This is a genomic window from Rhodococcus pseudokoreensis, from assembly GCF_017068395.1.
Taxonomy (GTDB): domain Bacteria; phylum Actinomycetota; class Actinomycetes; order Mycobacteriales; family Mycobacteriaceae; genus Rhodococcus_F; species Rhodococcus_F pseudokoreensis.
In genome coordinates, this window is sequence record NZ_CP070619.1 from 1,174,950 (window position 1) to 1,188,476 (window position 13,527).

At 69.4% G+C, this 13,527-nt stretch carries 11 protein-coding genes; 1 reads left to right on the forward strand and 10 read right to left on the reverse strand.

The window, feature by feature from the left end; genetic code table 11:
• Window positions 1-5: 5 nt before the first annotated feature.
• From JWS13_RS10865 to mdo, 9 genes are all read right to left on the reverse strand, one after another.
• Complete coding sequence (locus JWS13_RS10865; RefSeq protein ID WP_206005554.1) at window positions 6-1,328, reverse strand: HNH endonuclease signature motif containing protein; 1,323 nt, start codon at window positions 1,326-1,328, stop codon at window positions 6-8.
• A 162-nt stretch (window positions 1,329-1,490) separates the two neighbouring features.
• Window positions 1,491-3,155, reverse strand: a complete 1,665-nt coding sequence (locus tag JWS13_RS10870; RefSeq protein ID WP_206005555.1) for an ABC transporter permease — start codon at window positions 3,153-3,155, stop codon at window positions 1,491-1,493.
• Window positions 3,152-4,087: an ABC transporter ATP-binding protein gene (locus JWS13_RS10875; RefSeq protein ID WP_206005556.1), complete on the reverse strand. Its 936-nt coding sequence runs from the start codon at window positions 4,085-4,087 to the stop codon at window positions 3,152-3,154. The genes JWS13_RS10870 and JWS13_RS10875 overlap by 4 nt, the downstream gene beginning before the upstream one ends.
• 71 nt (window positions 4,088-4,158) lie before the next feature.
• On the reverse strand, window positions 4,159-4,845 hold the full coding sequence (locus JWS13_RS10880; RefSeq protein ID WP_206005557.1) for a MadR family response regulator transcription factor: 687 nt from the start codon (window positions 4,843-4,845) through the stop codon (window positions 4,159-4,161).
• On the reverse strand, window positions 4,842-6,182 hold the full coding sequence (locus JWS13_RS10885; protein WP_206005558.1) for a MadS family sensor histidine kinase: 1,341 nt from the start codon (window positions 6,180-6,182) through the stop codon (window positions 4,842-4,844). Before JWS13_RS10885 ends, JWS13_RS10880 begins: the two co-directional genes overlap by 4 nt.
• Before the next feature lie 4 nt (window positions 6,183-6,186).
• Window positions 6,187-7,374: an iron-containing alcohol dehydrogenase gene (locus JWS13_RS10890; protein WP_338050750.1), complete on the reverse strand. Its 1,188-nt coding sequence runs from the start codon at window positions 7,372-7,374 to the stop codon at window positions 6,187-6,189.
• A gap of 131 nt (window positions 7,375-7,505) precedes the next feature.
• On the reverse strand, window positions 7,506-9,044 hold the full coding sequence (gene madC / locus JWS13_RS10895; RefSeq protein WP_206005560.1) for a MadC family VWA domain-containing protein: 1,539 nt from the start codon (window positions 9,042-9,044) through the stop codon (window positions 7,506-7,508).
• Between the two features lie 2 nt (window positions 9,045-9,046).
• Window positions 9,047-10,153 carry a MadB family AAA-type ATPase gene (locus JWS13_RS10900; RefSeq protein ID WP_160098326.1) on the reverse strand — a complete coding sequence of 369 codons (1,107 nt, stop codon included), beginning with the start codon at window positions 10,151-10,153 and terminating at the stop codon, window positions 9,047-9,049.
• A gap of 102 nt (window positions 10,154-10,255) precedes the next feature.
• The gene (gene mdo, locus JWS13_RS10905; protein WP_072948386.1) at window positions 10,256-11,527 is read right to left on the reverse strand and encodes an NDMA-dependent methanol dehydrogenase; all 1,272 of its coding nucleotides are present in this window, start codon (window positions 11,525-11,527) and stop codon (window positions 10,256-10,258) included.
• 322 nt (window positions 11,528-11,849) lie between these two features.
• Between mdo and JWS13_RS10910 the strand changes: the two genes are divergently transcribed.
• Complete coding sequence (locus JWS13_RS10910) at window positions 11,850-12,905, forward strand: ferredoxin--NADP reductase (RefSeq protein WP_124392278.1); 1,056 nt, start codon at window positions 11,850-11,852, stop codon at window positions 12,903-12,905.
• 7 nt (window positions 12,906-12,912) lie between these two features.
• Here the strand turns inward: JWS13_RS10910 and JWS13_RS10915 are convergent, their stop codons facing one another.
• Window positions 12,913-13,509: a CHAP domain-containing protein gene (locus JWS13_RS10915; RefSeq protein ID WP_206005561.1), complete on the reverse strand. Its 597-nt coding sequence runs from the start codon at window positions 13,507-13,509 to the stop codon at window positions 12,913-12,915.
• Window positions 13,510-13,527 lie beyond the last annotated feature (18 nt).

Here is a 13,527-nt window from a genome sequence, read left to right on the forward strand (position 1 = left end):
CCTCCTCATGACGCTCGGAGGTGCGCGATCAGAATCGCTTCGATTTCCGACCGTCGTGCCGCGGACGGCAGCCGCGGGGCCGCGGACCGGTAGTGATGTCCGGTCGGGGTGCCGAGGTCGAAGAGATGCGTGCGGCCGTGCCGCCTGACGGGGCGGGCGGTCCAGCCGTCGCCTTCCTTCGCGTAATTGCAGGCCGCGCACAAACCGGCCCCGTTGTGTGCGGTGGTGGCACCCTTGTTGCGGCGGGACAGGATGTGGTCGTGATGGCGGATCGGCGCATCACACCACGGGGTGCGGCACGTGCGGTCCCGCAGGTCGATCAACTTCCGCAAGCCTTTCGGGAACATCCGCGCCTGCGACTCCATCGCCGTCAACGCCCCCGACAGCGGACACGAGTACACGTTTCGCAAGGTCACCGCGGTATCACCATCGAGGGCAGCCGCGACCAGTTGCCGGGCGATCCCCGCCGGCACCGGACCGAACCCCGCCACATCCGCGGCCTCGTTCTCGCCCGCCAACAACGCCTCGTCGGAGATCACCAGATTCACCGCCACCGGCACCCCATCGGTGACCGAGGCCCCGGTGCCGCGGTCGAACAACAAATCCGCCATCAGCTGATTCCGGGTGCGGCCGCCACTGTCCCCGGTCGCGATGAGACTGTCCGCATCACGACCCAACGTCGCCTGCAGGCAGACTGCCTGCTCCATCGGCAGCAGCACACTCAGATACGCCATCGAATCCGGCGCCGGCCGCGTCGTCACCCGGCGCTCGGACACCGCCGTGCGGTACCGGGCCACCACCGCGGCCGCGTCGAGTTCCACCGCGAGGGCCTTCGCCTTCGCCACCAGGCCGCGGTCACCGACGCCGTCGAGAACGTCCGGGTCCGAACACAACCGCCGATCCACCACCGCGCGATCCGCCGCCGACAAACACGCCGTCTCCCGCACCAACAGGGTGGCGCGCCATTCGTTCAACCGACCCGACCGCAACAACGCCAACGTGTGCGGCATCTCGTGCACCACCGCCTGCGCGAAACCCAGATGCCGGCCACCACGGTTCGGGGACTCCCTGCGCGCCAACGCGATCTGCGAGGCGATACCGCGGTCCCACTCCACCCGAGGCAACCCACGGGCCTTCCGATCCTCCCGCATACAGGTGGCGACATCATCCGTGACCACCGCCTGCACCGCACACCCCACCGACTTCAACGACTCCACCGCGTCGAGCCACTCGATCCCCAACCCGGCATCACCACACGCCTCCACACACCGCAACCGCGTCGTGAACGCCCGCAACTCCTCCAGATCCGGTGCCACCACTTCCCCCACGACCAGCCCTCCCCCGAGGTTATTCGAAACTTTGTTCGACTCTAGCAGTCGGACACACGCTGAGCAAAGGCGCGCGTCGGCGCCGTGCTGTCAGCGGTGCCCGAGTCCGATGACGAGTGGGATGCGCCGTGGCTCCGGATCGCAGATCCCACCACCCGGTCGCTAGGAATTCGTGAGATCCCGCCGCCGGAACAGCGCCACTCCGGCGGCACCGGCGACGACGGCGATCGCCGCGAGCCAGATCAGCGGGGCGGCCGTGACTTCCGCGGCGGGAAGGGCGGGGACGTGTGTGAACGGCGACAGGTCGCGGACCGTCTGCGGCAACCCGAGCAGCGATCCGAGGAATCCGAAGATCAGGCAGAGCGCGAGCACGCCCCAGGACAGTCCGGCCGACCAGGTCGGGAAGCCGCCGAACGCCAGCACCGCCAACGCCGCGACCACCGCGATCGCCGGCACGAAGACGAGGGCGGCGCCCGTGAGGTTCACGACCTTTCCCGGCACGTCTCCGGACACGAGGCCGTACGCGAGGCCGGTCGCCGCGCCGGTCAGCGCCTGGAGGACGACGATGCCCACCGTGACCAGGCCGACGTGCGCCAGCATCCACCGAGGACGCGAGACCGCGGTCGCCAGAACGGGTTCGAGTCGCCCCGCCGCCTCCTCACCGCGCATCCGGAGCAGCGCCTGCACGGCGTAGCCCGCCACCGCGATCGCCATGATCCCGAAGATGGCGGCGAAGTAGGCGTCGACCATGTCGGTCGTGCCGCCGCCGAGTTGTTCCATCATGTCGGCGACCTGCTCGCCCTCGCCGAGGAAGTCGTCGATCTGGTCTGCGATCGCGCCGTACACCAGGGCGAGGACGACGATCCCGAAAGCCCACCAGAACAGGATCATCCGTTGCATCCGCCACGCCGATCCGACCGCCGTCGGCAGTGAGCGGGACGCGCGGGCGGGACCCGGGCGGGTCGGGACGAGCCCCGAGCCGATGTCCCGGTGCTCCGTGAGAGCGAATCCGACGGACCCGACCGCGAGTGCGAACACGATGGGCAGCGCCAGCACCCACCAGGCATTGTCGTCGTAGGGGCGGACCTGCTCGGCCCAGCCGATCGGCGACAGCCACGTCGCCCAGCCACTGACGACCCGGGTGCCGCCTTCCGTCACCGTCCCCGTCATGTCGCCGACGGCGCGCAACAGGAATGCGACGCCCAGTGCGGCCCCGGCGAGTCCGTTGGCGGTGCGGGCGCTGTCCGTCACCTGCGCGGTCACCGCGGCGATCGCGGCGAACGCGATGCCGGCACCCGCGACCGCCGCACCGAGCGCCACCGACCCGTCGAGTGGCAAACCCGCTGCCACCAGCAGGGCGACGTTGAGCAACGCCAGGACCAGGTTGGCTCCGACCGCGACCACCAGCGCGGCGGTGAGCAGCGCCTTCCGGCCGACCACGGCGGCCTCGACGAGTTCGGCGCGGCCGGTTTCCTCGTTCTGACGGGTATGCCGCACCACCAGCAGGGTGGTCATCAGGCACGCCGCCAGCGACATCGGCATGACGATCTGACAGGCGAGCACGGCACCGGCGCTGTACCCCGACACGAGACCGTTCGTGGCGAGCGCGACCGGCGACGCCGCAGTGGCCATCGCGAAGCTGCGTAGGTCGGGCTCCGTGGGATACAGGCCGAGCACACTCGACGCCGAGAACGCCTGCAGCGCAGCGAGAGCGAGCAGCCACACCGGCAGCTGGATGCGGTCGCGGCGCAGGGCCAGACGCACGAGCCGAGGGGTGCCCGCGTAGCGGCCGCGCCCGGTGGTCTCCGGCGCCGTCACCGTGCTCATCGTGCCTGCGTCCCGGACTCGGCCCGCCGGTGGTTCTCGCCCTCCCGGGCCAGTTCGTCGCCGTAGTGGCGCAGGAACAGCTCTTCCAATGTCGGGGGCGTCGACGTGAGCGACGCAATCCCGAACGACAGCAGGTGGCGCAGCACGCCCTCGATCGTGCTGGTGTCCACCTCGCATCGGGTGTGCAGGCCGTCGACCCGCACGTCGTACACGCCCTCGACGGTCTCCAGTCCGGTCACCGGCCGCTGTGTCTCGGCGGTGATCGACGTGCGCGTGAGGTGCCGCAATTCCGCGAGTGTGCCGGTCTCCACCGTGCGGCCCTCGCGGATGATGCTCACCCGATCGCACAGCGCCTCGACCTCGGCGAGGATGTGACTCGACAGCAGGACCGTCTTCCCCGCGTCGGACATCTCCTCGACGCAGTCCTGGAACACGGACTCCATCAACGGATCCAGCCCGGACGTGGGTTCGTCGAGCACGTACAGTTCGACGTCCGAGGCGAATGCGGCGACCAGCGCGACCTTCTGCCGGTTGCCCTTCGAGTACGTGCGCGCCTTCTTCGTCGGATCGAGTTCGAACCGTTCGAGCAGTTCCGCGCGCCGGGGCTCGTCCAGTCCGCCACGCAACCCGGCGAGGAGGTCGATCGCCTCACCGCCGGTGAGATTGGGCCACAGGTTCACGTCACCGGGTACGTAGGCGAGCCGACGGTGCAGCGACACCGAGTCGTGCCACGGGTCGCCGCCCAGGAGGGTGGCAGTGCCCGAATCGGCGCGCAGCAGGCCGAGCAGGACCCGGATGGTCGTCGACTTGCCGGACCCGTTGGGTCCGAGGAATCCGTGCACCTCCCCCGTCCCCACCTCGAGGTCGAGGCCGTCGAGTGCGCGGGTCGGACCGAACGTCTTGACGAGATTCTCCACCGAGATCGCAGCCATGATGGGGACGCTACGCCGGTTCGCGGGTGGTCACGACGGGTTTCTGCGGTCGCGGCCGCGGCGTGGCCGGATCAGATCAGGCCGAGCTTGCCCGCCTCGTAGACGGCCTCGGCGCGCCGTCCGACGTCGAGTTTGCGCATGATGTTGCTGACGTGGAATTTCACCGTCGTGGCGGAGATGAACAGCCGCTCCCCTATTTTCGCGTTCGACAACCCCTTGGCGAGGAGTTGCAGGACCTCGAGTTCGCGTTCGGTGAGCCCTTCGCGTGGTGTCGTCTGACCGTTGAGCGAGCGGATCACCGCGGACGCGCTGCGGGAGTCGAAGGCGCTCTCGCCGCGGGACACGGCGCGGATGGCGCGCACCAGTTCGGTGGTGTCGACGTCCTTGACCACGTATCCGCGGGCGCCGGCGTGGATGGCGCGGACGACGAGTTGCTCGTCCAGGAAGGTGGTCAGCACGAGCAACCCCATCTTGCCGTCCGCGGCGGACAGCTGCGCGCACAGTGCCAGCCCCTCGTAGTCGGAGGCCGCCGACAGTTTCAGGTCCATCAGCACGACGTCGGGCGCGACGTCACGGACGACGGCCAGCGCCTCCTGACTGGACGAGGCCTCGCCGACCACCTCGAGATCCGGTTCCCGCTCGAGGACGGAGCGCAGGCCCTGCCGGAGGATCGCGTGGTCGTCGACGAGCACGAGTTTCACCACCGACGTGGGGCGGGCGGACCCGGTCTGGTCACGCACCGAGGTTCGTAGGGTCATCGGTCCACCTCACTGTCGGAATGTAACGGAATGCGGGCGGCCACCCGGACTCCGCCGATCCTGGCCCGCGCCACGTCGAGTGTGCCGCCCAGCTCCACTGCCCGGGCCTGCATGTTCGCCAACCCGCGGTGGTGCCCGTCGAGGTCGTTGTTCGCCGCCATCCGCAGCATCAGGCGCATCCGCTTGGGGTCGCCGTCGCCGTCGTCGGCCACGGAGAGCAGCACCGAATCCGCCGCGTACGTGAGCCGCAGGACGGCGCGGGTCGCGTTGGCGTGGACGGCCGCGTTGAACAGTGCCTCGCCGGCGATCCTCAGCAGCGCGTGCTCCCGTTCGCTGGACAGCTCGGCGGGGGTGCCGCCGACGCGGACGGTGACGGCGAGTTCGTCGGGCATGTGCACCACCCCGAGTTGTTCGAGCATCTCGGGCAGCGACGTCCGGTCGGAACCGCCGGAGTGGTTGAGCGCGTAGATGGCCGAACGCAACTGCTCCACCGCGCGACGCGTCAATTCCTTTGCGAGATCGAGCCTCTCGCTGCGTTCCTCGTCCGGAACACCGCTCCGGCACACCTCGATCTGCATGCCCGCCGACAGCACCGCCTGGGTGACGCTGTCGTGGAGTTCGCGGGCGATCCGGTGCCGTTCCTCGTCGAGCACCTGGTGCCGGTGGGCCGCGCCGAGTTGACGCTGGGTGGATTCGAGTTCGGCATTGCGCACCGCGAGGTCGGAGGCGGTTCGGCGGGCCTCCGAGTACGCGTGCTCGGCCCGTTCGAGCAGAAGTTGGCCCCGCTGGTACAGCGCCGAATTCTGCAGTGCCACGGCGGTCTGACTCGCCAGGATGCTGAGGACCGCGCCGTCGGTGGTGTCGAGGGTGCGGTGCTCGGCCGTCCAGGCCGCGAACGCACCCACGACCCCGCCCTCGAGGACGATCGGCACGAACGCGTGGTGCGCGTCGATGACGGGAGCGCCGCCGGTGCGGGCGGACCGGATGTCGGCCAGGCACGTCACCACCTCGTCCGGCAGCGGTGGGCCCTCCACGTTGTCGACGAGGAACGGCGTCGCGTCCGGCCCCAGCACCAGCCGGCGCGGGCCCGCGTCGGGCAGCATGCCGTCGGCGAGGGCGAACGCGATCCACCGCGCGTCCAGATGGGCCCGCGCCGCCTCGGCGACGGCGCAGATGAGCGTCTCGGGACCTTCGACGGTGCGGACGAGGGCCCGTGAGATGAGTTCGAGTGCGTGGACGACGCGTTCGAGGCGTTCCGCGGCGCCACGGTACTGGGGGTAGAACGTCGGTTTGCCGGACCGCAGTCCGGTGAGCGTCGACAGGTCGGGGGCGTTCATCTGCTCACAGCGCCGTCCGGAACAGTGCCACCATCTGTTCCTGCGTCGCCGTCCGCGGGTTGGTGGACATGCACGCGTCGCGGAGCGCGAACTCGGCCAGACGTGACAGGTCGGTCTCGCGAACCCCCAGCTGTCCCAGACCTTTCGGAACCCCGACCTCCCGGGCGAGACGTTCCACCCGGTCCGCAACGGCCAGGGCGGCCTCCTCGGGTGTTCCGCGGCGTTCCTCGAGACCGAGGGCGGCGGCGATGGCGACGAACGGTGTGGCGTCGTCGGTGGCGTTGAACCGGATCACGTGCGGGAGAAGGATGCCGTTGATGACTCCGTGCGGCAGGTCGAGCAGTCCCCCGACCTGATGGCTCATCGCGTGCGCGGCACCGAGGATGGCGTTGGTGAACGCGAGGCCGGCTTCCAGGCTCGCCTGCGCCATGACGGCCCGCGACTCCATCTCCATCGGCTCCTCGATGGTGCGGACGAGGGTATCGGTGACGAGCCCGACCGCGCGGAGCGCGTGGTGGTCGGTGAGCGGGTTGTGGGCCAGCGACACGAACGCCTCGATGCCGTGGGTGAGGGCGTCGAGTCCGGTCGCGGCGTTGAGCCATTCCGGCATCGTGGTGAGCAGCCGGGGGTCGATCACCGTGACGTCCGGGACGAGCGCGCGGCCGATGATCGTGATCTTGGTGCCCCGCCTCGTGTCGGTGACGATGCAGAACTGCGACACGTCGGCGCCGGTGCCCGACGTCGACGGCACCATCACCAGCGGCGGGATCGGACTGGTCGCCTGGTCCACGCCCTCGTAGTCGAGGATGTTGCCCCCGTTCGCGGCGAGCACCGCGACGCCCTTCGTCGCGTCGATGACCGAGCCGCCGCCCAGCGCGACGAGAACGTCGCATTCGCCCTCGCGGTACGCGTCGTGGCCGGCCGCGATCTCGTGGTCCTTGGGGTTGGGTGTCAACGCACTCCATACAACGGGGGTGAGGCCCTGTTCGCGGAGCTGATCCTCGAGTTCCGACGCCCAGCCCGCTTCGATCAGACCCGGATCGGTGACGAGCATCGGCCGTGCCCCGCCGAGGCGGAGTACGGCGTGCGCGGCCTCGACCATCGACCCGATACCGAACACGATCTCGGGTGCGTGGAACTTCACCAGCCTGCCGGGGGCGGTGGTGCGGGTGGACGGATAGGACACGGACAAGTCGACACTCCTCCCGACACCTGCGCTCATGTGATCCAGATTACAGAACCTTGGCCTCGACCCTACGGCCCGGGAGAGGGCTTCACACCCACCGAAGGACAGGCACGGTACCTACCCGATCGGGTAGGTACTCACCGCAGCGCGTGCCCCAGCTCGGCAGCGCGGGACATCAGCTGGGCGGGATCGCGTGCGACGACGACGCGGTCGCAAATCTCCGCGTACTCCGGCATCGCGCACGACGCCTGGTTCCAGTACCGCTCGGGTTCCGGCGTGATCCACGCGAGCCGGTGCACCTTGCGTCGCAGTTCGGCGAACTCGTCGACGCCCGGCGGGAGGCCGTTGCACCGCCCGTCGCCGACGACGATCACCGACGTGCGGGTGTTCACGTCGGTGCCGAACTCGGTCAGCACGTCGGTGAACACCCGGCCGTAGTCGCTGCTCGCCTCCAGATCGATGCGGGGGTCGGCGAGCACCGAGGCGAGCGCGTCGTCGTCGGTGCCGGCGAGGAGGGTGTCCGTGACGTCGACGGGCCGGTCGACGAACGCCAGCACCTGACAGCGGCTCGCCCGGCGGTGCATGGCCTGCGCCAGCCGGAGCGTGAATGCGGTGACGGGGCGCACCGACAGCGACACGTCCGCGAGAATCAGCACCCGCACGCGGTCCGGGCGCGGCGCCTTCACCATGAGGTGGAACGGGACGCCCTCGGTCCGCAGGCTGGCGCGCACGGTGCGGCGCATGTCGAGGCGGCCCCGCGCCAGTTCGCGCGGGCGGGGACGTGACGGCCCGCGCATCCGCCGAAGCACCTCGTAGCACGCCTGATTCACCTCGGCGCGCGACGTGGCCGCCACCGGACCGCTCGCGGTCCCGGCCGCTGCAGGCACCGGTCCCGACGAGAGGTCGCGGGCGTCCGCCAGCGCGCCGACGAATGCCTCCACCGCCTCCGCGAGCCGGTTCAGCTGGGCCGCAGTGAGGGGCTCGGCCCCGCCGGAATCGGCGTAGACCTTGCTCGGGTCGTAGGCGTCGAGCCACGCGAGGATCGACTCCGGATCGTCCCAGGACAGCGATCCGACGACGGCTCCGCTCGTCGACGACGCCAGATCACCGACGGCGGTGCTCGCCGCCCGCTCGACCTCGACGGTGTACGTGACACCGCGTCGCCCGGACTCGGCTTCCGAATCGACGGACAGGTCTGCGTCGCTCGACGTCATGCTGACGTCGTCGTCGTCCTTGTGGGGGTTGAACCCCTTCTCCGCCTCGGGGGTGTCGAAGTGGTCGCCGACCTCGGCGGCGCGCTCGTTGTACTCCGCGTACCGTGCGGTCTCCGCGTTGTCCGCCACTTCCAGCGCGGACGGCAGGCCCTCCGCGAACTCGGCCCGGGACGGCGGCCGCGCGCCGGGAGCAGCGTCGGCGACCGCCCCGAAGAACACGTCGAAGGCGCGGTCGAAACCCTGCTGCTCGTACGTGTACTTCGCGCACACCGCGCGCAGCGACGCCCGCAGCGTGGCGGGGTCCCGGCCCCCGACCAGCCCGAAGACCCGGCGAACCTCGATGACCTCGGCGGGAGACGCGGCGACGCCGTAGCGGCGCAACACCTTTCCGAACGACGCCGCGAGCACGTCGAGGAGTTGTGCGGGAAGGGACGGGGAGGGATCGGGCGCCGGGTGGAGCATCGTCAGCGCCCGCCCTGGCGGCCCGCGCCGATGCCGCCGCGGTCGCGACCACCGCGTCCGCGGAACACGGCGGTTGTCGTGTTGGCCGGCCGCGATGCGACCGTCACCCGCTCCGCGGGCCCCGCCGGAGCGGTATCCGCGTCGTCCGACGGCAGCGGCTGTTCGCCGGACAGCCGGGTGCGGGCCAGTTCGACGTCGCTGGTGTACTTGAGCAGGGCGGTGAGCAGGATGTCCCGGACCGCGGCCTGCGCGCTCACGGCCACCCCGGTCGACTTCAGGACCACCGCCGCACGGGCCGCGTCGATGACTTCCGCGATGGACGGACTCTTGCGGAGCGGCAACTCCCGCAGTGTGCGCGCCAGATCCACCACGTCCGCCGCGACGGCGTCCTCGACCTCGGGCGCCCTGGCCGTCACGATGTCCCGCTCACGCTGAGGCGTCGGATAGCCGAGGTGGTAGTGCAGGCAGCGACGCTTGAGTGCCGGCGACAGTTCGCGAGTGTCGTTGGACGTCAGGATCACCCACGGCGCCGAACGGGCGGTGAACGTCCCCACTTCGGGAATGGTGATCTGCCCCTCGGCGAGAACCTCGAGGAGCAACGCCTCCATCGACTCCTCGGTGCGGTCCACCTCGTCGACGAGCAGCACCACCGGTTCCGGCGACAGGATCGCCTCGAGCAGGGGGCGCACCGACAGGAAGTGCTCCGAGTACAGCCCGAAATCTTGGGCTGCCAGGAATTTCGACGCGTCGGCGATGTCGTCGAACGCGGCCAGCTTCTCCCCGATGCGGTCACGCAGCATCTGCACGTGCAGAAGCTGTTTCGCGTAGTCCCACTCGTACAGCGCCCGGTTGTCGTCGAGACCTTCGTAGCACTGCAGCCGGACGAGCTTGCGCCCCGACGCCTCGGCCAGCGACTTCGCCAGCTCCGTCTTGCCGACACCGGCAGGCCCCTCCAGCAGCAGCGGGCGTTCGAGCGCGGTCGCCAGGTGGACGACCACCGCGAACTCGTCGTCGGCGATGTAGTCGACCTCGCGCAGCGCCTCCTTCAGTTCCGCGCCGTCGGCGAAGCGGACGTCCTCCGGTTCCGGGGCTGTGTGCGGTGCAGTCATGATCGGGGCATCCGTCCTTCGTCAGCAGGGTGGTGGGAACGCATCCGGGGCGGGGCCGGGCTGGGGTGAGGCGCCCGCCCCGGACGCGAGTCATCGGATCGGTCAGTACGCGCTGTTGATCGCGTGATCGACCACGGGGATCATCGACTCGACCGTCACCTCGCGCGGGTTGCCCGGCGTGCACCAGTCGCCCTGGATGTGCTCGGAGATGGCACGCACGGTCTTCTCGTCACCGCGGATGGTGTCGCCGCGACCCTCGTACTTCTTCGTGTTCATCTGGTTCTTCTCGTACGAGTCGGTGCGCACCTGACCGAAGTTGTCGGGAATGCCGACGTCCTTCGCCAGGCGGATGGCGGCCTCGACCGCCGCGTCCGCGGCCTGCACCGTCGTGAGGTTGCGGGTGTCGACGCCGAGCGCGCCGGCCAGCTGGGCGTAGCGCTCGTACCGCGACGGCAGGTTGTACTCCCAGACGCGGGGCAGGGCGATCGCGTTGTTCAGCCCGTGGTGGCTGTCGAAGAACGCGCTGACCGCGTGCGAGATGGAGTGCACGATGCCGAGGCCGCCGGAGTTGAAGGCCTGCCCGGCGATGTACTGCGCGTTCATCATTCCCTCGCGGGCCTTGAGGTTGCGCGGCTCGAACACGGCCTCCCGCAGGTTCTTCGCGACGAGTTCCACCGAGTACAGGGCGTTCCCGAGCGACGGCGCGAAGTCGAGGCGCGACACGTACGGCTCACTGCCGTGCGCGAGGACGTCGAATCCGCAGTACGCGGTGAAGTGCTGGGGGCAGGTGTAGTAGAGCAGCGGGTCGTCGATCGCGAGGGTCACGATGGTCGCCTCGTCGAAGCCCACCCACTTGTGCGGGTTGTTCATGTCCGACGTGTCGGTAATGACGTACGCCCACGAGGTCTCCGAACCCGTACCGGCCGTGGTGGATACGGCGATGTGGGGCGGGTTCTCCTTGTTGGTGGACTTCGCGAATCCCTCGAACTCGTTGATGTTGCGGCCGTCGTGCGCGACCACGACGCGGGCGCCCTTGGCGGCGTCGTGACTCGAACCGCCGCCGACGGAGATGATCGAGTCGCACTTCTCCTTCTGGTAGAGCGCCGCCGCCTCCATGACGTTGTAGTCCTTGGGGTTGGACTCGACCTTGTCGTAGAGCACGACCTCGACGCCCTGGTACTCGATCTTGCCGACCAGCTCCTCGATGATGCCCGAGCCGCGCAGGCCGGTGGTCATGAGCAGGGTCCTCTTGAATCCGAGGTTCTTCGCCTCGACGCCGATGATGTCGTGGGCGCCCACTCCCATCAGTGCCCGCGGGAACGGGTGGAATTCCTTGATGGGGAAGTCCCAGATCTGGTTGAGCTCGATGGCCATGGCCGTCTCCTCGATTAGTCGATGTCGGATCTGAAGCGTTGGGGAAGGGGACGCAATGTGATGTGATCGGCGTCTCACCTGGAAACCACTGTGACCTAGTTCGGGCCCCGGTTACAGACCTGCGGGCCCGAACCGTCCGACCGCGGCGGACAAACTGGCCGATCGGGCAGGTGCGGCCGGGCCGAGCCGGACAGGTGGGCACTCGGTAGGCTGTCCACTCCGCACGGAGTGGACAGCTAGGCAAAAACTAGAACCTGTTCTATTCTTGGGACAGGCAAGCGAGCGTTCCGGCGCTGCGAAGTACGGAAGGACTGCACACACGATGACGACTGTCGAGGTGCCGCACAGCTCACGATCGGTGGTGCTCACCGTGTCGGGCGTGGTCGAGGAAACCCCCGATTCCCGGTCACTGGTCTTCGACGTCCCGGCCGACCTCGCAGGCAAGTTCGCCTACAAGCCGGGCCAGTTCCTCACCCTGCGCATCCCCAGCGACCGCACGGGCTCGGTCGCCCGCTGCTACTCGCTGGCCAGCTCGCCGTTCACCGACGGCGCCCCCAAGGTGACCGTCAAACGGACGGCCGACGGGTACGGGTCCAACTGGCTCTGCGACAACGTCGCCGTCGGCGACACCCTCGAGGTCCTCCCCCCGTCCGGAGTGTTCACCCCCAAGTCGCTCGACCACGACTTCCTGCTGTTCGCGGCGGGCAGCGGCATCACCCCGGTGATCTCGATCCTCAAGTCCGCCCTCACCGAGGGGTCCGGCAAGGTCGTCCTCTTCTACGCCAACCGCGACGAGAAGTCGGTCATCTTCGCGGAGGAGCTGCGCACACTCGCGAGCCGGTACCCGTCCCGGCTCGTGTCCATCCACTGGCTCGAGACGGTCCAGGGACTGCCCGGCGTCGACCAGCTCGCCTCCGCCGTCGCCCCCTACCTCGGGCACGAGGCATTCATGTGCGGGCCGGCGCCGTTCATGGACACCATCCACAAGGCTCTCGCCGACGCCGGGATGCCGCGCACGCAGGTGCACGCCGAGGTGTTCAACTCGCTGGCCGGCGACCCGTTCCGGGACGCCGACGTCGTGGAGGTCACCGAGGACGAGGCCGCCGACGCCGCCACCGTGGAGGTCGAACTCGACGGCGAGATCCACAACCTGAGCTGGCCCCGCAAGCAGACCCTCGTCGACATCATGCTGGCCGAGGGAATCGACGTGCCCTACTCCTGCCAGGAAGGCGAATGCGGGTCCTGCGCGTGCACCGTGCTCGAAGGCAAGGTCGAGATGGAGAACAGCGAAATCCTCGACCCCGAGGACATCGAGAGCGGCTACATCCTGGGCTGCCAGGCCCGGCCGGTCACCGACCACCTCAAGATCGAATTCTGAGGGCCACTCACCCGAGCCGGCCGAAACCGACGACGGCGGAGTCGCTCGCCCAATCCACCGTGTGCACGCGGATCCGGCCGAACTCGTTGCCGCCGACCGTCGTAGCGGTGTCGCCGTCGACGGCGACGACGATGTTGGTGTGCTGGCCGACCCAGCTGCTGTTGTCGTAGAGCACCACGTCCCCGACGGCCGGGCGGTACCCGCCGCCGACCTCCTGGAACCGCGACTGCGACTCGTAGTACTCCTGCAACGTGTAGACACCCGGAATCCGCCAGTGCCCGGAATTCGGATTCGACAGCGGCAGGCCCGCTTCCCGCATGATCCAGCTGACGAAGTCCGCGCACCAGGGCTCCTCGACCCCTTCGGAGTAGAACGTCCCCGGTCGCTGCGTGCCGTGTTCGGCCTCGAGCAGCCCGACGATCCGCGCCTGCTGCGGTGACAGGGCGGTCGTGTCGACGGCCGGGAATTCGGCGGTGTCCCACGGCAGGTAGCGGTCAGGAGCCAGCCACAGCACCCCGCCCGCCACGACGGCGATCACCGCGACCACCGCGCCGAGGATCAGCCCCACACGTCGGCGACGGCGGGTGGGCGCGGGAGCAGTCATGCCACCGAATGTAGCGGG

Excerpts from the sequence above, each read along its gene's own strand:
- JWS13_RS10870 (WP_206005555.1), bottom strand. The coding sequence starts at position 3,155 with ATGAGCACGGTGACGGCGCCGGAGACCACCGGGCGCGGCCGCTACGCG.
- JWS13_RS10875 (WP_206005556.1), bottom strand. The coding sequence starts at position 4,087 with ATGGCTGCGATCTCGGTGGAGAATCTCGTCAAGACGTTCGGTCCGACC.
- JWS13_RS10880 (WP_206005557.1), bottom strand. The coding sequence starts at position 4,845 with ATGACCCTACGAACCTCGGTGCGTGACCAGACCGGGTCCGCCCGCCCC.
- JWS13_RS10885 (WP_206005558.1), bottom strand. The coding sequence starts at position 6,182 with ATGAACGCCCCCGACCTGTCGACGCTCACCGGACTGCGGTCCGGCAAA.
- madC (WP_206005560.1), bottom strand. The coding sequence starts at position 9,044 with ATGCTCCACCCGGCGCCCGATCCCTCCCCGTCCCTTCCCGCACAACTC.
- JWS13_RS10900 (WP_160098326.1), bottom strand. The coding sequence starts at position 10,153 with ATGACTGCACCGCACACAGCCCCGGAACCGGAGGACGTCCGCTTCGCC.
- mdo (WP_072948386.1), bottom strand. The coding sequence starts at position 11,527 with ATGGCCATCGAGCTCAACCAGATCTGGGACTTCCCCATCAAGGAATTC.
- JWS13_RS10910 (WP_124392278.1), top strand. The coding sequence starts at position 11,850 with ATGACGACTGTCGAGGTGCCGCACAGCTCACGATCGGTGGTGCTCACC.
- JWS13_RS10915 (WP_206005561.1), bottom strand. The coding sequence starts at position 13,509 with ATGACTGCTCCCGCGCCCACCCGCCGTCGCCGACGTGTGGGGCTGATC.